Raw genomic sequence first — 21,510 nt, 5'->3', positions numbered from 1 at the left:
GGAACTCCCGCCCCGCCGCGAGACGTTTTCGTGGTGGGCGGGTACGGTCGGCGGGCCGCTGGTGGCGGGTGGCGCCGCGGGCCGGTGGCCGGGCCGCGGGCCCGCTGTCGTCGTGACCGTACTGTCCCCGTCCCCAGGAGCCATGTGAGATGACCACCGCCAGCATTCCTCGCGGGGACCGCCGGATCAGTCCCGTGTTCCTCGGGATCGTCGCCGTGACCGCGGTCGCCGGATGGGCGACCTGGACGGACTTCGCCGCGCAGCCGGGTCTCGCCGTGTTCCTGTTCGTGACGGGCGCGTGGATCGTCTCGCTGTGTCTGCACGAGTACGCCCACGCGCGGACGGCGCTGCACAGCGGTGACATCTCCGTCGGGGCCAAGGGCTATCTGACGCTGAACCCGCTCAAGTACACGCACGCGCTGCTGAGCATCGTGCTGCCGGTGCTTTTCGTGATCATGGGCGGTATCGGTCTGCCGGGTGGCGCGGTCTTCATCGAGCGGGGCCGCATCCAGGGCCGCTGGAAGCACAGTCTGATCTCGGCGGCGGGCCCGCTGACCAACGTCCTGTTCGCGGTGGTGTGCACGGCCCCGTTCTGGCTGGGCCTGCTGGACGGGGTGCCGCCGGTCTTCCGGTACGCGCTCGGTTTCCTCGCGCTGCTCCAGGTCACCGCGGCGATCCTGAACTTCCTGCCGGTGCCGGGCCTCGACGGGTACGGCGTCATCGAGCCGTGGCTGTCGTACAAGGTGCGGCGGCAGGTGGAGCCGTTCGCGCCGTTCGGGCTGCTGTTCGTCTTCGCGGTGCTGTGGATTCCCGAGGTGAACCGCGTCTTCTTCGACATGGTCGACGTGCTGCTGGGCTCACTGGGGGTCGGGGACCTGGAGCGCTACTGCGGGTACGACCTGTTCCGGTTCTGGCGGGAGGCGAACCCGGTCTGCGAGGCCGGGTGAGGCGGCCCGGGCCTGCCGTGAACCCTGGGCACGGGACGGCTGTGCGGCCCGCGCGCGAGCCTGCCGCGACGGTGTTCCCGAACCGGCCGCGAACCGGGGCCGGGCCGGGTGCGGCGCCCGGTGCCCCGGCGTCCCGGACCCGGCGTCCGGTCACGTCACCCCGGTCACGTCGTCCGTGACACGTCCTCCGGAGCGCCGGGAGCGGCGGTCCCGGGTCAGCGGGCCTGGGGCCCCGCCGCGGTGCGGGCCCGGAGCCGGTCGCGCCGGAAGTAGTACCAGGCCATGTTGGACGACAGCCCCGTGAGCAGGACCCAGACGACACCGAGCCAGCTTCCGTTGGCGAACGACACCACCGCGGCGGTGACGGACAGCAGGCACACCACAAGGGCGAAGAGGGCGAGGCGGGACATGGGGTCGGCTCCTGTCGGGGGACACTGCGCGGTCGTCCCAGTGTCCCCCATGGCCGCCGCCGCCCGGCGCCCGCCCGGCCGGTTCCGGGCAGGTCCGTTCCGCGGTCCCCGAAGTCTCTGCTCCAGGGCCCCGGGTGCCCGCCGGACGCGTCGGGCCCGCCCCTGAACGGACTTCTGTGACCTCCGGCGCCGGACGTCGCTGCCGCCGGGCGCCGGACTTCCGTGGCCTGCGGCTCAGACGTCCGTGACCCGCAGGCCCGCGTGGGCCTTGTAGCGGCGGTTGACGGAGATCAGGTTGGCGACGAGCGACTCGACCTGGTGGGCGCCCCGCAGCCGGCCTGCGAACACGCCCCGCATCCCGGGGATGCGGGCGGCGAGCGCCTGCACGGTGTCGGTGTCGGCGCGGGCCTCCCCGAGGACCATCACATCGGTGTCGATCTCCTCGATCGACGCGTCCTGGAGGAGCACGGCCGACAGATGGTGGAAGGCGGCGGTGACGCGGGACTCGGGGAGCAGCGCGGCGGCCTGCTCGGCGGCGCTGCCCTCCTCGGGCTTGAGGGCGTAGGCGCCCTTCTTGTCGAAGCCGAGCGGGTTGACGCAGTCGACCACGATCTTGCCGCGCAGTTCGTCGCGCAGGGACTCCAGGGTCGCCGCGTGGCCGTCCCAGGGGACGGCGATGATCACGATGTCGCTGCGGCGGGCGCACTCGGCGTTGTCGGCGCCCTCGACACCGAGGCCCAGCTCGGCGGCGGCGCTCGCGGCGCGGTCGGCGGCCCGGGAACCGATGATCACCTTCTGGCCCGCGCGGGCCAGCCGGTAGGCGAGGCCACGGCCCTGGTCGCCCGTGCCGCCGAGGACGCCGACGACGAGGCCGGACACGTCGGGCAGCTCCCAGGGGTCCTTGGCGGGGGCCTTCGCGGGCGGCGGACCGGGCTGCGCGTTGTCGGAAGAAGTCATGCCCCGACCTTATGCGCCGGTGATCCACTCGCGCGGCGTGGCATCCCTCACCCCGGGTGGTGGTGGCGTTCGGGCGGGTCCTGTGCGCAGGGCGGGGCGCGTGGGGCGGGCGTCCGGGGCGGTCCCGAACATCCGTGCGCCCCCGGCGAATCGGGGTGAACCTCCGCCGCCGGTACGGCGGATTGGGGCATCATGCGAGGCCATGGACGCCGTACGAGTCGCGATGTTGCGGGACGTGCTCGCCGGGACCGAGTGGCTGGGTGCCACCCGCCGGTTCGCGGGCACCCTGCGGTCCTCCGTGGTGCCGCGCGGGGGCGGGCTCCTCCTGGTGGGGACGGAGGAGTACGAGCCGTGGCATCTGGCGGCGCACCTGGTGGACGAGGCGGCGTGGTCGGGGACCCCGGAGCTGGCCCCGACGCTGGTGCGTCACCGGGTACCGCCCGGGGGCACGGCGGCGCATCTCGCGGTGGGCCTCGCCCGGATCGAGGCGGTGCGGCGGGGTGAGACGCTGCTCGTCGTCGCGCCCGGGGCACCCGGTGAGGGCCTGCTGGAACGGGTGCACGGGGCCCGGCGGGCCGGGGCGACGGTCCTCGCGCTGTCGGCGGGGGACACGGAGCTGACGTCGCTGGCCCATGAGTGGCTGACGGCGCCCACCGATCCGGAGCTGTCGCTCGACACGGTGCAGCATCTGGTGAGCGCGGCGGCCGGGGAGGCGAGTCTGCCCGCCCCGCGCGCACCGCACCGGCTGCGCGACCGGCTGTCCCGGCTCGCCGACCGCCTCACCACCCCGCCGCCCACCCGCTGGTGACGGGCCCCGGCCACCACGGCTGAACGCCTCCGGTCACCGACAGGCCGCCGGGCAGAGCGGTGGGCAGAGCGCCGGGCCGGGCCGTGGGGAGTGGGCAGCGCGGGGGCAGCGGGGAAGCCGGTCGGCCACCGCCGCGACCGGGCCCGCCTCCCGGTGACCGGTCGGCAGCGGGAAAACCGGTTGGCAGCGGGGTGCGGGCGGCTGGAAAATGCCCTTCCGTGACCGCTGACCCCATCGAACGGGGGGAGCCCGCTCCCCCGGCCCGTGCCACCGGAGCGCGCGGTCTGCTGCCCGACCTCTCCCCCTGGCGGTCCTCCCGGGACTTCCGGCTGCTGTGGACCCAGGGCCTGATCACGTACATCGGGGCCGCGATGGCCCTGATCGCGCTGCCGTTGCAGATCAAGGATCTGACGGGGTCGCCGCTCGCGGTGGGTGCGATGGGCGCCGTCGAGCTGGTGCCGCTGATCGTCTTCGGGCTGTACGGCGGGGCGCTCGCCGACGCCGTGGACCGGCGCAAGGTGATCATCGCGACGGAGGCGGGCCTCGGGGTGCTCGCGGCGGTGCTGCTGGTCAACGCGCTGCTGCCGGAACCGCTGTTGTGGCCGCTGTACCTGGTGGCGGCGGGGGTCGCCGCGCTCACCGGACTCCAGCGCCCGGCCCTCGACTCGCTGATGGCCCGGATCGTCCCGCACGACCAACTGCCCGCGGCGGCGGCGCTGAACGCGCTGCGCTGGCAGGCCGGCGAGATCGCGGGCCCGTCGCTGGCGGGGGTCGTGGTGGCGTTCGCGGGCAGCGCGCCCGCGTACGGGATCACGGTGGTGACGTTCGCGGTGTCCGTGCTGATGTGCCGGGGACTCGGAGCGGCGCCGCCGTCCGAGGGCGCGCCCAAACCGTCGCTGCGGGGACTCGCGGAGGGCGCGCGGTACGCCTGGTCGCGTCCGGTGCTGCTCGGGACGTACGCGATCGACCTGGCGGCGATGTTCTTCGCGTTCCCGCACGCGATCTTCCCGTTCCTCGCGGACGAGCTGGACGCGGAGTGGTCGCTCGGGCTGATGTACGCGGCGGGCGCCGTCGGTTCGCTGCTGATCGGCCTGACCAGCGGCTGGCTGTCGCGGACCCGGCGCCATGGACTGCTGGTGGTCGCGGGCGCCACCGTGTGGGGGCTGGCGATCGCGGCGGCGGGCTGGTTCGACTCGGTGTGGCCCGTGCTGGCGTGTCTGGCGGTCGCCGGGGCGGGCGACATGATCAGCGGACTGGGCCGGAGCACCATCTGGAACCAGACGATCCCGGAGGGGCTGCGGGGGCGGCTCGCGGGTATAGAGGTGCTCTCCTACAGCGTGGGTCCGCAGCTCGGCCAGGTCCGGGCGGGCGCGATGGCGAGCTGGACCGGCACCCGGGCCGCGTTCTGGTCCGGCGGGCTCGCCTGTGTGGCCTCGGTGGCGCTGCTGGCGGCGGTCCTGCCGAAACTGATCGCCTACGACGCGGAGACCGACCCCGACGCGCGGCGCCGCCGGGCGGAGAAGGAGTCCTCCGCGGAATCCCCCGAAGCGGCTCCCGAGGGCTCACCGTCGGCCGGGGCCTGACCCCCGTTCCCGACCGGCCTTCCCCCGTCCCGGACGGACCCCCGCCCCCGCCCCGTTCCCGCCCGGCGGCCCGGGGTCAGCGGTCGTCGTCCTCGCCGCGCGCCGCCGCGTCGTGCCAGCGGGGGTCGTTCTCCCACTCCTGGTTGCGCTCCTGGGCGGTGTCCATCGCGTGCTGGGCCTCCTCACGGCTCGCGTACGGCCCGAAACGGTCCTTGGCCGGGCACTCCGGGCCCTCCTCGACCTTCTGATGGACGAGGCAGTAGTACCACTCCCCCGGCTTGCCGGCCGCCCGCTTCTTGAACAGCGCCATGTCGAATCCTTTGCGTCCTGTGCGTCCTGGGTGCCCCCGCGCGTCGCCTCGGGTCCGCGGCGGCGGGCGGGTGGCGTCCGGCTCCCCGGTCCCGGGAAGCCCACAGCGGCCATGTTGCCCCATCCGGGCTGGCTACACTCGTTGACATGTCTGCCCAGTCGCTGCTCGTCCCCGGGGAACTCTCCGCCCCCCGCGCCGTCCCGGGACACATCACCCGCCCCGAGTACGTGGGCAAGGCCGCCCCCACCCCGTACACGGGTCCCGAGGTCCAGGACGCCGACACCGTCGAGCGGATGCGGATCGCGGGCGGTATCGCCGCGCGGGCGATGGCGGAGGCCGCGAGCGTCATCGCGCCGGGAGTGACCACCGACGCGCTGGACAAGGTCGCCCATGAGTACATGTGCGACCACGGCGCCTACCCCTCGACGCTCGGGTACCGGGGCTTCCCGAAGTCGCTGTGCACCTCCGTCAACGAGGTGATCTGCCACGGCATCCCCGATTCGACGGTGCTGCGCGACGGCGACATCGTCAACCTCGACGTCACCGCCTACATCGGCGGGGTGCACGGCGACAACAACGCCACGTATCTCGTCGGCGACGTGGACGAGGAGTCGCGGCTGCTGGTGGAGCGGACCCGGGAGTCGCTGAACCGGGCGATCAAGGCGGTCCGGCCGGGACGGCAGATCAATGTGATCGGCCGGGTCATCGAGTCGTACGCCAAGCGGTTCGGGTACGGGGTGGTACGGGACTTCACGGGGCACGGCATCAACTCGTCGTTCCACTCCGGCCTGATCGTCCCGCACTACGACAGCCCGCACGCCACGACCGTCATCCAGCCGGGCATGACGTTCACCATCGAGCCGATGCTGACGCTCGGCACCCATGAGTACGACATGTGGGACGACGGCTGGACGGTCGTGACGAAGGACCGCAAGCGGACCGCCCAGTTCGAGCACACGCTCGTCGTCACCGACACGGGTACGGAGATCCTCACCCTCCCGTAGCCGACCCCGGCCCCGGTCCGGCCCGGCCGTACGCACGGGCCACCCACCGCGCACGCCCAGCGCGGCCACGCATGGCCGCACACGCACCGATGAGCCCGCCCCCGAGCCGGGGGCGGGTTTTCTCATGCCGTTCTCAGGACAACCCGAGCCTGAAAGCCCTAGAGTCCTAAAGTGCTAGCCACCTAGATGAATAGGGAAACGCATGATCGAGTTCCATCTGGACGCACGGTCGGGAGTGGCCCCCTACCGCCAGCTCGTCCAGCAGGTGCACCGCGCGCTGCGCCTCGGGGTACTGGCCGAGGGCGACCGGCTGCCGACCGTCAAGGACGTGGCCACGCAGGTCGCGGTCAACCCGAACACCGTGCTCAAGGCGTACCGCGAGCTGGAGTACGAGGGTCTGGTGGCGCCCAGGCCGGGCGTCGGCACCTTCGTGACCCGCACGCTCGACGACACCGCGCACCCCGAGTACGAGGCGCTGCGCCGCGAACTGGACGACTGGCTGGTGCGCGCCCGGGCCGCCGGACTGGCCGACGAGAGCGTGGAGGCGCTGGTCCTGACCGCGCTGCGGGCCAGGGCGGCCGGTCAGCCGGGTACTCCGGACGGGGCGGTGCGATGACGGCGGTCCTCGAAGCCCGCGGGCTGACCAAGCGCTACGGACGGCGGACGGCGCTGCGCGAGTGCACGCTGAGCGTCCCCGAGGGCCGGGTGGTCGGCCTGGTCGGCCCCAACGGCGCCGGGAAGTCGACCCTGTTACAGCTGGCGTGCGGGCTGCTCACCCCGACCTCGGGCACCCTGTCGGTGCTCGGCGGACGCCCCGATTCCGGCCCGGCACAGCTCGCCCGGGTGGGCTTCGTCGCCCAGGACAGCCCGGTGTACAAGGGGCTGACGGTCGCCGAGCACCTGCGGCTCGGCGCCAAGCTGAACGCGGGCTGGGACGCCGCGCTGGCGCGGGCCCGGATCGACGCCACGGGTCTCGACCCGGCGCAGCGCGCGGGGCGGCTGTCCGGCGGCCAGCGGGCCCAGCTGGCGCTCGCCCTGGCCCTCGCCAAACGCCCCGAGCTGCTGATCCTGGACGAACCGGTGGCCGCGCTGGACCCGCTGGCGCGGCGGGAGTTCCACCAGGCGCTGATGGCGTACGTGGCCGAGCACGGGATCTCGGTGCTGCTCTCCTCGCATCTGGTGTCCGACCTGGAGCGCACCTGCGACCATCTGATCACCCTGGTGGGCTCGCGGGTACGGCTCGCCGGGGACGTGGACGAGCTGCTCGCCACCCACTTCCGGCTGACCACCGCGCGCCGGGACCCCGGTTCGCTGCCCGGGGAGCTGACGGTCGTCCAGGCGCAGCACACCGAGCGGCAGAGCACCTTCGTCGTCCGGTCGATGATCGAGCTGCGTGATCCGGCCTGGCGGATGGAGCCGATAGGGCTGGAGGACCTGGTCCTCGTCCATATGGCGGCGCGGGACACCGCGGCCCCGGCGGCGTCCCGGCAGGAGGCCCGCTCATGATCTGGCTCACCTGGCGGCAGTTCCGTGTCCCGTTGCTGGTGACCCTGGCGCTGCTCGGCGTCGTGGCGGCGTTCCTGCTGATCACGGGAATCGGGATGCGGGACGGTCTGGACGAGATCCGGGCGGGGTGCGCGGGCGGCTGCGGCGACTCGCTGAACGAGTTCGTGCGGCAGCAGCAGACCATGGTCTCCGCGGTGGGGGCGGCGCTGATCGCCGTGCCGGGGCTGCTGGGGATGGCGTGGGGCGCCCCGCTGGTGGCCCGTGAGCTGGAGAGCGGCACGCACCGGATGATCTGGAACCAGGGCGTCACCCGGACCCGCTGGCTGATGGTCCGGATGCTGACGGTCGGCGGCTTCGCGGTGCTCACCACGGGGCTGCTGGGTCTGATGGTGACCTGGTGGGCCCGTCCGATCGACGCGATCACGCAGGAGCGGTTCACCCCGCTGGTCTTCGAGGTCCGCGGGGTCGTGCCCTTCGGGTACGCGGCCTTCGCGTTCGCCGTGGGAGTGTGCGCCGGGCTGCTGGTCCGCCGGACCCTGCCCGCGATGGCGGTGACGCTGGCGGTGGTCGCCGCCGCACAGATCCTCGTCCCGCTGGCGGTGCGCCCGCATCTGATGCCGCCGGAGACCAGGACGCTGCGGGTGGCCGGTCCGGCGGGGCTGGAGAAGGGGATCACGGGGATGGGGCTCCAGTCGCGCGGCTCCGGCGACAACGCCCGGATGGACGTGATCGTGGAGATGGCCGGGGCGTGGGTGACGTCCGGCCGGTCCCCGGCACTGACCCCGGACGGGGTGCCCGCGACCGGGGCGGAGGTCTGCGCGGACAGCGGCCCCACGTCCCAGGGGAAGTGCCTTGAGCAGGCCGGCCTGCGGGTGGAGGTGGAGTACCAGCCGGGCGACCGGTACTGGACGTTCCAGCTGCTGGAGACGGCGCTGTACCTCGCCCTCGCGGGGTTGCCGGCCGCGGCGGGCTTGTGGTGGCTGCGCCGACGGCTGTCCTGACGGCCGCCCTGGGCCAGCGGACGCGGTGGAGGGTACGGCTGCCGCAGGGCCGAAAGCCGCCTCAGGGCCGGGTCTGCGGCCGCCGTGGAACCGGGTCGCGGCGGGGCGGGAGAGGTACGGGAGCGGGCCGGATTCCCCGGATCGGGGCACACCGGTCCGCTCTCCGGGTATATTTTTCCCGACAGCCTGTCGGAAAGCTGTTGACTTAGGTAAGCCTAACCATAGATGATCGGTGCAGCCCCGCCCCCCTTCGGCACCCGGAGGTCCCATGGACACGCCGCCGTTCTCCACCCTCATCCGCACCGCGTCGCAGGACGCGCACACCGAAGCGGAGAGCTCGTCGTTCATGAGCGACATGCTCGGCGGAAAGCTCGGGGTGGACGCCTACGCGCGCTACACCGAGCAGCTCTGGTTCGTCTATCGCGCGCTGGAGGCCGGTGCGGAGTCCCTGCGCGACCACCCGGTCGCCGGTCCCTTCATCCAGCCCGAGCTGATGCGCAGCACGGCCCTGGAGCGTGACCTCGCCCATCTGCGCGGTCCGTCCTGGCAGGAGGGCCTGGTCGCGCTGCCCGCGACCCGCGCCTACGCGGAGCGCGTCGAGGAGTGTGTGCGCGAGTGGCCCGCGGGCTATGTCGCCCACCACTACACGCGTTACCTCGGTGATCTGTCGGGCGGCCAGATCATCCGTGACCGGGCCGAGAAGACCTGGGGCTTCGCCCGCAAGGGCGACGGCGTGCGGTTCTATGTCTTCGACGAGATCACCAACCCGGCCGCGTTCAAGCGCGGTTACCGCGAACTCCTCGACGGTGTCGCCGCCGACGACCTGGAGAAGCAGCGGATCGTGGCCGAGTGCAAGCGGGCGTTCGCGCTGAACACCGCCGTGTTCCACGCGCTGGGCGAGGAGTTCCCCCTCAGCGCCTGATCGGACCGGCACCCCTGCACCACCCAGTACCCGACCGGACCAGTGCCTGATCGGACCGGGTGCCCGATCCGCCCAGCCGTTGACCGGCCCGGCGCCTGGACCGCCCAGCGGTCGACCCGCCCGGCCGCCGGTCCGACGTCCGCCCGCCGCCGACCCGGCCCCGGAGTTCCGGGGGCGGGTCGGCGGCGGGCGTCACCCGTACGTCAGCGGGGCAGCGGCAGCCCCGAATGCGTCAGCCGGACCCGCCCGCCGACCTCCACCCAGCCGTACGGCTGCGGCGCGGTCAGGATCTGGGAGCCCAGCCCCTGGCGGATGTTGAGCGCGCGGCCGAGTTCCGCGGTGAGCAGCAGCGCCGCCGCGCCGGTCGCCTCGTCCTCGCGGACCCCGTCGTCCCGGCCGGGGAACGCCCGCGCCCGGATCCGCCCCGCGGCCTCTTCCTCCCAGGCCCAGGCGTAGATCCACTCACCGGGCGGCGGGACCTCCAGCGCGTCCACCTCGGCCGCCGAGGCGTACTGCCTCAGCGTGCGTTCCGGCGCCCACTCGGGCAGCGCCTCGATCCACGAGAACTCCCCGTCCTGACGCGCCCCCACGACGCCCGCCGGGGTGACGAGTTCGGGCACGTCCAGCAGCCACGCGGCGCCCACGCACGGGTGTCCCGCGAACGGCAGCCGCAGGCTCGGGGTGTGGATGTCGATCTGGCCGCGTTCGGGATCGTCCACGAACACGGTTTCGCTGAACCCGAGTTTCCCGGCGATACGCCTGCGGGACGCCTCCCGCGGCACCGGTGCGCCGTCCCGGACGACGCCCAGCTCATTGCCGCGGCCACCGTCCGGTCCGCAGAAGACTCGTAGTACGTCGAGTTGGGTCACCGCAGCATTGTGCCCGCCCACCCCCGCACCCGAACAGCCACGTCCACGGGCGGGCCCCGCGGGGCGCGGCGAACCGCGCACCCGTGGGGCCCGCCCGGGGGACAACCATGACCGCGGGTGAGAACCCAGGGGCGCGGGGAACTCCGCGCACGGCGCGGGTCCCGACGCCCCGTCAGGCTCACTGCGCCGTCGTACGCCTCCGCACGCCGATCACCACGGCCGCCCCGGCCGCGACGACGGCTCCGGCCCCGGCGAGCAGCGACCCCGTCGGGAGCCCCGCACCGGTGGCCGCGAGCGACCCTCCGGCCGAGCCACCGGCGGAGCCCCCGCCGACGGAACCGCCCGCGGAACCCCCGCCGACCGACCCGCCGCCGACGGACCCGCCCGCCGAGCCACCGGCGCCGCCGCCGGCGGACCCGCTGCCCTCGCTCCCGCCGGAGGACGAGCCGCCGGAGCCGCTGGGCAGCTCCACGTCGTCGGACAGCGCGAGCGCGACGGTGACCGGGTCGATCTCCATCCCCGGCTGGTAGATCGATCCCACCGTGTCGTTGGCGAACTGCTTCGCCCCGTCCGCGGTGAACTTGGCGGGCACCTTGTCGAGCAGCAGGACGTCGTTCGTCGGGCGGTACGACACCCCGGACAGGTCCAGCGTGGCGAACTCCACGTCGTCGCTGGTCCGCTGCGGGGTGATCACATCGACGACGAGCGTGCCCTTGGAGCCGTTCGCCTTGATCTTGACGTCGGTGAACGCCATGTCGATCGTGTGGCTCAGGAAGAGGAACTGCACCGTGCCGTTGAAGGACGCGTCCAGCGTCTTCGCCTCGGGGTCGAGTTCGGCCGAGGCGAACGGGAAGTCGAAGCCGTTGCCGTTGTCGGTGGCGGTCTCGGACAGATTGATGGAGCCGCCGCTCTTGATGTAGGAGCGGAAGGACTCCTTGAGGCCCCACGACAGCTTGCCGTCGACGACCTCTCCGACCGGCCCTTCCTCGCCGGGCGTGGAGGGCTCACCGGGCTCACCGGGCCCGTCCGTCGGCTCATCGGTCGGGTCGTCGGTCGGGTCGTCGGTCGGCTCGGGCGAGGGGCCCGTCGGCGTACTGGTCGGGCCCCCTGTGGGAGTGCCGGTCGGGGTGCCCGTGGGAGTGCCGGTCGGCGTACCCGTCGGCGTGCCGGTGGGGGTGCCCGTGGGGGTACCGGTCGGTGTACCCGTCGGGGTACCGGTGGGGGTGCCGGAGGACTCGGAGGTGACGGTGAGGGTGGCGGGGTCGAGTACGGCACCCGCCTGGTAGAAGTTCTGGAACGCCTTGGCGCCGCCGGACGTCAGCTTGGCGGGGATGTCCTTGAAGACCATCGCGCCACCCGGGCCCGAACCGGGCCGGACGCCCGTGAGACTCAGATCGGCGAGGACCACGTCCTGGTCGGTGGTGGTCCTGCCGTCCTTCTTCGTCGTCACGTCCGCGCTGATCGTGCCGTCGGTCCGGGTGGTCTTCACCTTGACGTCGGAGAGCTTGATGTCGAGGACGCCGGCATGGCCCTCGAAGTGGACGGACCCCTTGAACGCGGTGTTCGTCGCGTGGTTGCCCATGTCGTAGGTGCCCGTGCCGTCCGTGAAGGTGAACGGGCCGTTCCCGGCGGCCTGCCGGGCGCCTTCGGCGGCGGTGATCTTGCCGTTGCCGATCGGCCCGACCAGGTACTTGCGGAACGTCTCCTTGAAGCCCCAGTCCAGGGTGCCTTCCCCCAGCCCGATCGGCGGCGCGGCGGGGGCGGACGGGGCGGCGGGGGCGGCGACGGCGGGCAGGGCCAGCGCGGTGGCCCCGAGGGTCACCGCTGTCGCGGCGCAGACCGCGAGTGATGTCGGGCGGCGGCGGGGAACTGCCATGATCCGTTCTCCTAGGTGAGGGCCGGTCCGGGGGGCCGGGGGGGGAGGGCCCGCCCGGACGGCTGTTGTGTGGTGGGTGCGCGGACGCGGACCGTACGGCGACGGCCCCGGGCACCGCGGCCGGGGCCGGTGCGGCCCGGGGCCGGGTGCGCGGGCCCCCGGCCGGGGGCCGCGTCCTCGCGCGGGGAAGAGGTCAAGGGGTCAGGGTGTCCGGGTCAGCCGGCGTCGGTGGTCCCGGCGCGACGGGAGCGGACGAACCAGAAGGCGAGCGCGGCGAGCAGCAGCACACCCGCGCCGATCGCGACGGGGACGGCCGGGAAGCCCGACGAGTCCTCGGCGGCGGCGGCCTTCTCGGTCTTGTCGCCCTGGTCGGCGGGGGTGGCCTCGGCGGACTTCTCGGGGGCGGGGCTGGGTGAGGGGTCACTGCCGAGGTCGGGCAGCGCGGGCAGTTCGGCCTTGGTGTCGAGGGCGACGGCGAGCGAGACGGGGTCCATCCGCGTACCGGCCTTGTACATCCCGCCGAACGCCTTGGCGCCCTGGGCGGTCAGTTCGGCCGGGGCCTCGGTGATGGTGACGAGGCCGCCGGAGGTCTTCAGCGCGGCGGTGTCGAAGGTGACCAGCGGGACCTTGGCGTCGTGGAAGGCGGAGTTCTTCACATCCGCGAACAGGGTGCCCTTGGCTCCCTTGGTGGTCACGGCGACCCTGCTGAACGTCAGGTCGAGACCCTGGTCGCCGGAGAAGCGCACGGTGCCGGTGAAGGTGGCGTCGAGCGCCTTCTTCTCGTAGGTGCCCTTGCCCTCGGGGAAACGGAAGAGCGCGCCGCCGTCCTGGGCGCCGTCGGTCAGCTTCCATTCGCCGTTGGCGATGGAGCCGTTGACGTACTCGCGGAAGGTGCGGCGCACGCCCCAGTCGACGGCCGCGTCCTCGATGCGTCCGGCCGCGGGCTTCTTGTCGCCCTTGCCGTCCTTCTCGCTCTTCTCGTCCTTCTTGTCCGCGCCGGCCTTGTCCTTGTCGGCCTTCTCGTCCTTCTTGCCGGGCGGCGGTGTCTCCTGGGACGGCTCCGGCGCGGGCCGGGTGGCCGCGGCGGCGACATCGGCGGAGAGGTTCACCGGGTCGAGGGCGGTACCGGCGGTGTAGTAACCGGCGAACGCCTTGGCGCCCTGGGCGGTGAGGGTGGCGGGGATGCCGTTGAGGGCGACCGGGCTGCCGCCGCCGCGCATGTCGACACCGGACAGGTTCAGCGAGGCCATCGGCACCTGGCTGGTGTTGGTCACCTTGCCGGTGTTGAGCTCCTTGCTGAGCATGTCGGCGTAGAGGGTGCCGGAACCGCCGGAGATCCGGACGGTGGGGCGTGAGATGGTGAGATCCAGTTGGAGGTCACCGTTCGGCTTCTTGTGGCCCGTGAACCGCACCCCGCCGGAGAAGCCCGCGCGGAAGGCGCCGGTGTCCGGGTCGTAGGTGCCGTTCGCCGAGTGGAAGCGGAACTGGCCCGCGCCCACGGTCGCCGAACCGCCTTGCAGGGTGAAGTTCCCCTGGGCGATCGGACCGGTGACGTATCGCTGGAACGAGGACTTGATGCCCCAGTCCAGCCGGCCTCCGTTCACCGTGCGCTCGGCCGCGTGCGCGGTCGACGCCAGGAGCAGCAGCGCTCCCATGAGAGCCGAGCACGCCGTGGCGGCGGCGGTACGGGCAACCCGTCCGGACAGCATCGATGCCCCTTCCTGGGCCTGGTCATTTAAGGTAAGGCTAACCTAAACTATGGCTGACCTGGCCGGAACCCTTCGGTCACCTCCTTCGGTCACCCGAACCTCACAACCAGCACGACAGGACGGTGTATTCGTGCGCATCCCACGACTGGCAGGCGCCCTCACCGTCGTCCTCGCCCTGGCCCTCACCGGCTGCGGCGGCTCCCAGGACGACACAGGCGCCCCGGCCACGGCCCGCGCGAAGACCGCCGCCGACCGGGTGGAACCGCTGGCCAAGGCTCCACAACCGCGACTTCCGGCCACGGTTGATTCCGCCGACGGGCGCACGGTGGAGATCACCGACATCAGCCGGATCGTCCCGCTGAGCGGTAGTCTGAATGAGATTGTCTTCACACTCGGACTCGGCGGAAAAGTGGTGGCCAAGGACATCACCGCGACCTTCGAACAGGCCGAGAAGCTGCCCGTGGTGACCCGCGCGCACGATGTCTCCGCCGAATCCGTGCTGTCGCTGCGCCCGACCGTCGTCCTCGCCGACTCCACCAGCGGTCCGGTCGAGGCGATCGACCAGATCCGTGACGCGGGCATCCCCCTCGTCGTCTACGAGGCGGCCAAGGGCCTCGACGACGTGGACAAGCGCATCGAGGCCGTCGCGCGGACCCTCGGTGTCCCGGACTCGGGCGCCGAGCTGACGGCCCGTACCCAGGAGCGGATCGGGAAGGTCCAGGCGGACATCCCGGCGCCCGCGAAGGACGCGGACAAGCCCCGGGTCGCCTTCCTGTACGTCCGCGGTTCCGCGTCCGTCTATCTGCTGGGCGGCCGGGACTCCGGCGCCAGCTCCCTGCTGGAGGCCGCGGGCGCGGTCGACGCGGGCAAGGCGTCCGGACTGAAGAAGGACTTCACCCCCATCACCAGCGAGGCGCTCGCCAAGGCCGCGCCGGACGCCGTCCTCGTGATGACCAAGGGCCTGAAGTCCGTCGGCGGTGTCGACGGACTCGTCAAGATCCCCGGGGTCGCGGAGACCCCCGCCGGGATGGACCGCCGGATCGTCTCCATCGACGACGGCGTGATGCTCAACTACGGTCCCCGTACCGACCAGGTCCTCCAGAGCCTGGTGGACCAGCTCTACGCGAAGGGTCCCGCGAAGTGACGACCCTGGCCAGGCCCGACCGGGCGGACGACGGCCCGGAGGAACCCCGCGCCGTCGCCCTCACCAAGTCCGCGGCGACGGCGGACGGAGCGACGAAGGAAGCGGCGGCGGACCCGTCGCCCGCCCCGGACCCGGTACGCGGGGCACCGGCGCAGGCCGCCCCCCGGCGGCGCGGCACCACGTCCCTGCTGACCACCGGGCTGATCGCGGCGCTGCTCGTGATGGCCCTGGTCTCCGCCGGGACCGGCGCGTACGACATCCCGATCGGGGACGTCCTCTCCTCCGTCCGGCACCGGATCGGACTCGGCGGACAGGCCCTCGACCGGGTCGGTGAGAGCGTCCTGTGGAACGTCCGGCTCCCCCGGGTCGTCCTCGCGCTCCTCGTCGGGGCGTCGCTGGGCTGCGCGGGCGCCCTGATGCAGGGCGTGTTCGGCAACCCGCTCGCCGAGCCGGGCGTCATCGGCATCTCGGCGGGCGCGGCCGTCGGCGCGGTCGTCGCCATCGCCTTCGGCCTCACCTTCCTCGGCAACTGGACGGTCACGGCGGCGGCGTTCATCGCCGGACTCGCGACCGTCAGCCTCGTGTACGCGCTGTCCCGCTCGGGCGGCCGGACCGAGGTGGTGACCCTGATCCTCACGGGTATCGCCGTCAACGCGTTCGCGGGCGCCCTGATCGGGCTCTCGGTCTTCTTCGCCGACAACTCCGCGATCACCCAGATCACGTTCTGGCAGCTCGGCTCGCTCTCCCAGGCCACCTGGCCGAAGGTGCTCGCGGTCCTGCCCTGCGCGCTGCTCGGGCTGCTCGTCGCCCCGCTGTCGGCCCGCAAGCTCGATCTGCTGGCCCTCGGTGAGCGCCCCGCCCGGCATCTGGGTGTGGACGTGGAGCGGCTGCGGATCACCATGATCCTGGTCGTGGCGCTGCTCACCGCGGCAGCCGTCGCCGTCGCGGGGGTCATCACCTTCGTGGGACTGCTCGTCCCCCATCTGCTGCGGATGGCCGCGGGACCGGGACACCGCTTCCTGGTGCCCGGCAGCGCGCTGGGCGGCGGACTGGTCCTCGTCTCCGCGGACCTCGCCGCCCGGACCGTCGCCGCGCCCGCCGAACTGCCGCTCGGGGTGCTCACCGCGCTCTTCGGCAGCCCGTTCTTCTTCTGGCTGCTGCGCCGGACCCGCCGCAAGCAAGGAGGCTGGGCGTGATGAGGTCCCTGTTCGCGTCACGGACACGGAACATGCCCGCGCCGGTCGCCCCCGGCGAGGTGCTGGCCGAGGCACGGAACCTGACGGTACGGCTGGACTCCCGTCCCGTGCTGTCGGAGGTCGGCGTCACGGCGCGGGCCGGTGAGGTGCTGGCGCTGGTCGGGCCGAACGGCGCCGGCAAGTCGACGCTGCTCGCCGCGCTCGCGGCGGACCGGGCCCCCGACGAGGGGTCCGTGACGATCGCCGGACGGCCCGCCGCCGCGTGGTCGGCCGCCGAACTCGCGCTGCGCCGGGCCGTGCTGCCGCAGGACGCGTCGCTGTCGTTCCCGTTCCCCGTCGAGGACGTCGTACGGATGGGACGGGCGCCCTGGGCCGGGACCGAGCGGGAGGACGAGGACGACGAGGCGGTCGCCGCGGCGATGGCCTCCACCGAGGTCACGGACTTCGCCGGGCGGGCGTTCTCCGGGCTGAGCGGGGGTGAGCGGGCGCGGGTCGCGCTGGCGCGGGTGCTGGCGCAGCGGACATCGCTGCTGCTGCTCGACGAGCCGACCGCCGCGCTCGATCTGCGCCATCAGGAGCTGGTACTCGGGGTCTGCCGGCGGCGGGCCGAGGCGGGTGACGCGGTGGTCGTGGTGCTGCACGATCTGGGGCTCGCGGCGGCGTACGCGGACCGGGTGGCGGTGCTGCGGGACGGGCGGGTGGTGGCGGACGGGGCGCCCGGGGTGGTCTTCACGGACGAGTCCCTCACGGAGGTCTACCGCCAGCCGGTCGAGGTACTCCCCCATCCCCGGACCGGGGCGCTGCTGGTCTTCCCCCGCCGCGAATAGCCTTCCCGGGGGGCGTGGTCGTCCCTGCGGCCGCACGTGTCCCTGTCCGGGTCGCCTTCACTTGCGCCCCTGGGTCCGTCCGGCTGAACGTACTTGTTCCCGTACGGGCCCGACGTGGGTGCGCAGTTCCTCGCGCCCCTGGGGTTCCCCGGCGGGGCGTACCTGTTCCTGTGCGGGTACTCCGGGGGTGCGCAGTTCCTCGCGCCCCTAGGGTTCCCCGGCGGGGCGTACCTGTTCCTGTGCGGGTACTCCGGGGGTGCGCAGTTCCTCGCGCCCCTGGGTACTCGTCGCTGGGTGTACTTGTTTCTGTGCGGGTGGTCCGGGGTTTCGCGCAGTTCCCCGCGCCCCTTTGGGCACCCCCTGGTGACCCGCGGTCGGGCGGGGGCAGCAAGGGGCGCGACCTCAGGGGCGCGGGGAACTGCGCGAGTAACCAGGCGCCACCCGCAGGCGAACAGCCACCGCAAGAGGCGCTACCCAAGGGGCGCGGGGAACTGCGCAACCCACGAACGACGGCCCAGGAACAAGTGCGCCCAGCACAGGAAACCCAGCGGCGCGAGCGAAGGCGACCCGCGGGGAACTGCGCACCCACGGACCACCCGCACAGGACGTGCGACGCCCACCCGGGACGACCCAGGAGCGCGGGGAACTGCGCGAGCAACCAGGCGCCACCCGCAGGCGAACAGCCACCGCAAGAGGCGCCACCCAAGGGGCGCGGGGAACTGCGCAACCCACGAACGACCCGTACGGGAACAAGCGCGGCCAGCCGGACGGACCCAGGGGCGCGAGCGAAGGCGACCTGCGGGGAACTGCGCACCCACGAGCGACGGCACAGGAACTTGTGCGCCCGGCATGGGGAACCCAGGGACGGCTCGGTCGGGGTCCGGCCGTCAGTCGCCCTTTGCTCCGGTGAGGCCCTGGATACGGCTCAGGACGAGCACCCCGCCCCCCGAAGCCCCCCGCACGGAAACCCGTACCGCCTGGTTGGAGGTCCGTTCAAGGGTCACCGACTGCTTGACGGCACCCCGCATCAGCGCCCGCACCGGCGGCTCCAGCCGCAGGTCACGCCCCTTCGCCGCAGTCTGCTTCTCGTAGTGCCGCGTCGCGAAGAACACCAGCGCTCCGCCGTCCTCGGTCCGCAGCCCGAGCGGGGCGTACGCGCCGTCGCCGAGCGGCTGGTCGATGTACTGCCGGGACAGTCCGGGCCGGGTCGCCCCCCGCCGCCGCTCCTCCCGCCAGTCGGTGGTGTGCGGGCCCGGCGCGAAGTCGGGACCGCCCTTGTCGAGATACGTCGCGTACCGTTCGCTCAACTCCGCGGGCGGCACCGCGAGTTCCTTGTCCCGTACCGGCACCGCGCTCGCGAGGCCGTCGCCGTCGGTGCGGAACTCCGGGATCTGGCCGGGCGACATGACCGTGAGGTACGCCGCCTTCCAGCCGGCGTCCGGTCCGCCCCGGGTGAAGGCGAGCACCCAGCGGGTGTCCTTGCTCTTGTCGGTGTCCTGGTCCCGGTTGGAGTCCGTGTCGGCCAGGAAGAACTTGGGCCAGCCCGCCATCTTCGGGACGGTGAACCGGCGGTCCGTCAGCTCCAGCGGCAAACGGTTCGGGTCGCCGTCCGGGTCGATGCTCCGGCGGGCCCGCAGCCCGGCCTGGTCGATCGCGCCGAGCGCGCCGGTGACCCGGTCCTCGTCCAGCGCGGGGTCGTTGGCCCGGTCGGCCTTGTTGTACGCGGTGAGGAAGTCCCCGAGCGCGCGGTCCGCCTCGGCCTTGGTCGCGGCGGGGATGATCTCGCGTTCCCCGTGCACCGTGACACAGCCCGTCGCCGTCAGCGTCAGGGCGGTCAGTACGGCCCAGGGGGTGAGTCCCCGCGCCGTCGCGCGCCGGGGGAACCGGCGTGTCGCCGCCCGCGGGCGTGGCGGAGGAGTTGCTGAGATTGCTGGCGTTGCTTCCATCGGGCCCCTTCACCTTCCCCTTCCCGGCCCCGAACCCTACCGGGCGGTGGACGGACCGGACGCCGGGCCCGGAGGGAGGCGGGGCGGTGCGCCGCGGGGGCGACCGGGGCGAGCGGTCCGTACCGTGACAGGGGAATACAATTCGTGGGTGAACCAGCCGACCGCGTCCCCGACCGGTGCCGCTCCCTTGCGCACCGCCCTGGACACCCTTCTCGCAGAGCTTCCCGCCCGGGAGGCCTCCCGGGCCGTGGAACGGCTGATCACCACGTACCGCGGCCGTATCCCCACCGCCGCCCCGGTCCTGCGGGACCGCCCGGACGTCGCGGCCTACGCCGCGTACCGCATGCCCGCCACCTTCGAGGCCGCCCGCACCGCGCTGGCGGCGCTCGCGGCGGCGGCCCCCGGCTGGACCCCCGCGAGCCATACCGACGTGGGCGGCGGCACCGGCGCCGCGACCTGGGCCACCGCCGCGACCTGGGCGGGCCCCCGCGACATCACGGTCCTCGACTGGGCGCAGCCCGCGCTCACCCTCGGCGCGGAGATCGCCGCCGCGAACCCGGCCCTGCGCACCGCCCGGTGGCAGCGCGCGAGGATCGGCGCCGAGCTGGTCCTGGCGCCCGCGGACCTGGTGACCGTCAGCTATGTCCTCGGGGAGCTGACCGAGGAGGACCGTACGGCGGTGGTGGCCGCGGCGGCGGACGCCGCGCAGGCGGTGGTCGTCGTGGAACCGGGCACCCCGGAGGGCTACGCCCGGGTGCTGGAGGCCCGGCGGGCGCTGCTCGCCGCGGGTTTCCGGGTGCTGGCCCCGTGCCCGCACGACCTGGCGTGCCCGATCGTCCCGGGCGCGGACTGGTGCCACTTCTCGGCCCGGGTCAGCCGCTCGTCCCTGCATCGCCAGGTGAAGGGCGGTTCGCTCGGGTACGAGGACGAGAAGTTCAGCTTCGTGGCCGCGGTCCGTTTCCCCGGCTCACCGGCGGCGGCGCGGGTGGTGCGGCGCCCGCAGATCCGCAAGGGCCAGGTGCTGCTCGAACTGTGCGGCGCGGACGGCGCGCTGCGCCGCGAGACGGTGACCAAGCGCCATGGGCCCCTGTACCGGTCCGCGCGGGACACGGACTGGGGCGACGCCTGGCCACCGCCGCCGGAGGACGGCGAGCGGTCGGGGAAGGACTAACCCCGCAGCTCCTGGGTGCAGCACTTGACGCTGCCCCCGCCCTTGAGCAGTTCGGACAGATCCATGCCGATGGGCTCGTAGCCCCGCTCGCGCAGCGGGTCGAGGAGGCCGAGGGCGGCTTGCGGGAGCAGGACGTGCCGGCCGTCGGAGACGGCGTTGAGGCCGAGGGCCTCGGCGTCACGTCCGGTGGCGATCAGGGCGTCGGGGAACAGATGCCGCAGGACGGCCCGGCTGCCCGGTGAGAAGGCGCCCGGGTAGTACATGACGTCGTCCGCGCGGTCGTCGAGGACGGCGAGCGCGGTGTCCAGGTGGTAGTAGCGGGGGTCGACGAGATCGAGCCCGATGACCGGGCGGCCGAAGAACTCCTGGGCCTCGCCGTGCGACAGCGGGCTCGCGCGAAAGCCCCGTCCGGCGAGGAGGTACGAGGCGGTGACGGCGAAGTCGCCCTCGCCCTCGTTGATGTGCAGCGGTTCCTGGACGGCGCTCCAGCCGTGGTCCCGGAACCAGTCGAGGTGTACCGCGGCCTCCGGGACACGTTCCGGATAGGCGAAGCGGGCACCGAGGACCCGGCCGTCGACGACGGTCGCGCCGTTGGCGGCGAAGACCATGTCGGGCAGTTCGGGGTGGGGTTCGAGCACCTCGACGGTGTGGCCGAGGGAGCGGTACCGGTCCCGCAGGTCCTCCCACTGGGCGACGGCGAGCGGGAGATCGACGGGTTTGGCGGGGTCCATCCACGGATTGATGGAGTAGGTCACCTTGAAGTGTGCCGGTGGGCACATGAGATAACGCCGGGGTGTGGCGTGGCGACGGGGCAATGAGGGCTCCTCACGACCGCAGGTTCATGCCGTCCCGATCGGGGGCGACGCTGCCCATGGTGCGGCAGAACGCCGCCCGGCGGGAAGCCGTTGTGTCCTGGTGCGGGGTGAGGAGCCCTCGTGGTGCTGGGCCGGACAGGTGGTCCGCCGTCCGCGCGCGGTCGGCGGCGCGGCCACGGCCCGGGTTCACGACCCGTCGGTGGCCGTGGTGTCCTCGTCGGTGGCGGGTCCGGGCCCGGCGTCGGGCGCGCTCCCGGGCGTGGCCGCGGATGTGTCGCCGGACGCGTCCTGCTCGGCCGTCCGGGCCGCCTGGAGCTTGCGCAGCAGCTCGCGCTTCTGCGCGGCGGGGTCCACCGCGGCGCCCCTGCCGTCGCGGCCCTTGCCGCGCAGCGCGCCCCGCGAGAGATTGCTGCGGGTGCCGCCCACGCCGAGCATGTTTCCGTTGCGGGCCATATGCCCTCACCTCCGTGTGATGGTCGTCGTCCGTCGGTCGACGTCCTACGGGACGA

The 21,510-nt window shown here is 73.3% G+C and carries 21 protein-coding genes; 12 read left to right on the top strand and 9 right to left on the bottom strand.

All coding sequences use genetic code 11. The features are described from left to right. Nucleotides 1–149 precede the first annotated feature (149 nt). Nucleotides 150–947, top strand: a complete 798-nt coding sequence (locus OG711_RS28410) for a site-2 protease family protein (protein WP_073791509.1) — start codon at nt 150–152, stop codon at nt 945–947. Between the two features lie 215 nt (nt 948–1,162). On the opposite strand, the gene OG711_RS28405 is transcribed toward OG711_RS28410, so the two are convergent. Both OG711_RS28405 and npdG read right to left on the bottom strand, forming a co-directional pair. Next, complete coding sequence (locus tag OG711_RS28405; RefSeq protein WP_399502481.1) at nt 1,163–1,357, bottom strand: hypothetical protein; 195 nt, start codon at nt 1,355–1,357, stop codon at nt 1,163–1,165. A gap of 234 nt (nt 1,358–1,591) precedes the next feature. Next, the gene (npdG, locus tag OG711_RS28400) at nt 1,592–2,314 is read right to left on the bottom strand and encodes an NADPH-dependent F420 reductase (protein ID WP_073791515.1); all 723 of its coding nucleotides are present in this window, start codon (nt 2,312–2,314) and stop codon (nt 1,592–1,594) included. A gap of 202 nt (nt 2,315–2,516) precedes the next feature. Here npdG and OG711_RS28395 point away from each other — a divergent pair, with 202 nt between their 5' ends. Next, complete coding sequence (locus OG711_RS28395) at nt 2,517–3,122, top strand: hypothetical protein (RefSeq protein WP_073791516.1); 606 nt, start codon at nt 2,517–2,519, stop codon at nt 3,120–3,122. A gap of 233 nt (nt 3,123–3,355) precedes the next feature. Beyond that, complete coding sequence (locus OG711_RS28390; RefSeq protein WP_329564102.1) at nt 3,356–4,705, top strand: MFS transporter; 1,350 nt, start codon at nt 3,356–3,358, stop codon at nt 4,703–4,705. 76 nt (nt 4,706–4,781) lie between these two features. Here OG711_RS28390 and OG711_RS28385 read toward each other — a convergent pair whose 3' ends face one another. Continuing rightward, a complete protein-coding gene (locus OG711_RS28385) occupies nt 4,782–5,015 on the bottom strand; it encodes a hypothetical protein (RefSeq protein WP_073791519.1) in 234 nt (77 codons plus the stop codon). Nucleotides 5,016–5,161: 146 nt separating this feature from the next. On the opposite strand from OG711_RS28385, the gene map reads away from it, so the two are divergent. The 5 genes from map (at nt 5,162) to OG711_RS28360 (ending at nt 9,448) form a co-directional block, all read left to right on the top strand. Next, the gene (gene map, locus OG711_RS28380) at nt 5,162–6,019 is read left to right on the top strand and encodes a type I methionyl aminopeptidase (protein WP_266514716.1); all 858 of its coding nucleotides are present in this window, start codon (nt 5,162–5,164) and stop codon (nt 6,017–6,019) included. Nucleotides 6,020–6,221: 202 nt separating this feature from the next. After that, nucleotides 6,222–6,635 carry a GntR family transcriptional regulator gene (locus tag OG711_RS28375; RefSeq protein WP_329561278.1) on the top strand — a complete coding sequence of 138 codons (414 nt, stop codon included), beginning with the start codon at nt 6,222–6,224 and terminating at the stop codon, nt 6,633–6,635. Further along, nucleotides 6,632–7,525 carry an ABC transporter ATP-binding protein gene (locus OG711_RS28370; protein WP_329561276.1) on the top strand — a complete coding sequence of 298 codons (894 nt, stop codon included), beginning with the start codon at nt 6,632–6,634 and terminating at the stop codon, nt 7,523–7,525. The genes OG711_RS28375 and OG711_RS28370 overlap by 4 nt, the downstream gene beginning before the upstream one ends. Then, nucleotides 7,522–8,526 carry a transporter gene (locus tag OG711_RS28365; RefSeq protein WP_329561274.1) on the top strand — a complete coding sequence of 335 codons (1,005 nt, stop codon included), beginning with the start codon at nt 7,522–7,524 and terminating at the stop codon, nt 8,524–8,526. Before OG711_RS28370 ends, OG711_RS28365 begins: the two co-directional genes overlap by 4 nt. A gap of 268 nt (nt 8,527–8,794) precedes the next feature. Beyond that, complete coding sequence (locus OG711_RS28360; protein WP_073791533.1) at nt 8,795–9,448, top strand: biliverdin-producing heme oxygenase; 654 nt, start codon at nt 8,795–8,797, stop codon at nt 9,446–9,448. Between the two features lie 203 nt (nt 9,449–9,651). Here the strand turns inward: OG711_RS28360 and OG711_RS28355 are convergent, their stop codons facing one another. The 3 genes from OG711_RS28355 to OG711_RS28345 form a co-directional block, all read right to left on the bottom strand. After that, nucleotides 9,652–10,317 carry a PhzF family phenazine biosynthesis protein gene (locus tag OG711_RS28355; RefSeq protein WP_266514724.1) on the bottom strand — a complete coding sequence of 222 codons (666 nt, stop codon included), beginning with the start codon at nt 10,315–10,317 and terminating at the stop codon, nt 9,652–9,654. 178 nt (nt 10,318–10,495) lie between these two features. Then, the gene (locus OG711_RS28350) at nt 10,496–12,193 is read right to left on the bottom strand and encodes an HtaA domain-containing protein (protein ID WP_329561271.1); all 1,698 of its coding nucleotides are present in this window, start codon (nt 12,191–12,193) and stop codon (nt 10,496–10,498) included. A 215-nt stretch (nt 12,194–12,408) separates the two neighbouring features. Further along, nucleotides 12,409–13,902, bottom strand: a complete 1,494-nt coding sequence (locus tag OG711_RS28345) for an HtaA domain-containing protein (protein ID WP_329561269.1) — start codon at nt 13,900–13,902, stop codon at nt 12,409–12,411. A gap of 130 nt (nt 13,903–14,032) precedes the next feature. On the opposite strand from OG711_RS28345, the gene OG711_RS28340 reads away from it, so the two are divergent. From OG711_RS28340 to OG711_RS28330, 3 genes are read left to right on the top strand one after another with little or no spacing between them, the layout of a single operon-like run. After that, complete coding sequence (locus OG711_RS28340; protein ID WP_266514732.1) at nt 14,033–15,046, top strand: heme/hemin ABC transporter substrate-binding protein; 1,014 nt, start codon at nt 14,033–14,035, stop codon at nt 15,044–15,046. Continuing rightward, nucleotides 15,043–16,242 (top strand): FecCD family ABC transporter permease, encoded by a 1,200-nt coding sequence (locus OG711_RS28335; RefSeq protein ID WP_245876872.1) that lies wholly within the window; start codon nt 15,043–15,045, stop codon nt 16,240–16,242. The genes OG711_RS28340 and OG711_RS28335 overlap by 4 nt, the downstream gene beginning before the upstream one ends. Continuing rightward, nucleotides 16,242–17,069, top strand: a complete 828-nt coding sequence (locus OG711_RS28330; protein WP_329561265.1) for a heme ABC transporter ATP-binding protein — start codon at nt 16,242–16,244, stop codon at nt 17,067–17,069. The genes OG711_RS28335 and OG711_RS28330 overlap by 1 nt, the downstream gene beginning before the upstream one ends. An 887-nt stretch (nt 17,070–17,956) precedes the next feature. Here the strand turns inward: OG711_RS28330 and OG711_RS28325 are convergent. Continuing rightward, nucleotides 17,957–19,015: a hypothetical protein gene (locus OG711_RS28325; RefSeq protein WP_329561263.1), complete on the bottom strand. Its 1,059-nt coding sequence runs from the start codon at nt 19,013–19,015 to the stop codon at nt 17,957–17,959. A 148-nt stretch (nt 19,016–19,163) separates the two neighbouring features. Between OG711_RS28325 and OG711_RS28320 the strand changes: the two genes are divergently transcribed. Beyond that, nucleotides 19,164–20,186 (top strand): small ribosomal subunit Rsm22 family protein, encoded by a 1,023-nt coding sequence (locus OG711_RS28320; protein WP_266514776.1) that lies wholly within the window; start codon nt 19,164–19,166, stop codon nt 20,184–20,186. Here OG711_RS28320 and ddaH read toward each other — a convergent pair. Further along, the gene (gene ddaH / locus OG711_RS28315) at nt 20,183–21,001 is read right to left on the bottom strand and encodes a dimethylargininase (protein ID WP_342748491.1); all 819 of its coding nucleotides are present in this window, start codon (nt 20,999–21,001) and stop codon (nt 20,183–20,185) included. The genes OG711_RS28320 and ddaH overlap by 4 nt on opposite strands. Nucleotides 21,002–21,187: 186 nt before the next feature. Then, a complete protein-coding gene (locus OG711_RS28310; RefSeq protein ID WP_266514779.1) occupies nt 21,188–21,454 on the bottom strand; it encodes a DUF6243 family protein in 267 nt (88 codons plus the stop codon). Between the last annotated feature and the right edge of the window lie 56 nt (nt 21,455–21,510).

This window comes from Streptomyces uncialis (genome assembly GCF_036250755.1).
Taxonomy (GTDB): Bacteria; Actinomycetota; Actinomycetes; order Streptomycetales; family Streptomycetaceae; genus Streptomyces; species Streptomyces uncialis.
The sequence above is the reverse complement of the archived record's forward strand: the minus strand, read 5'-3'. Positions and strand labels throughout refer to the sequence as shown.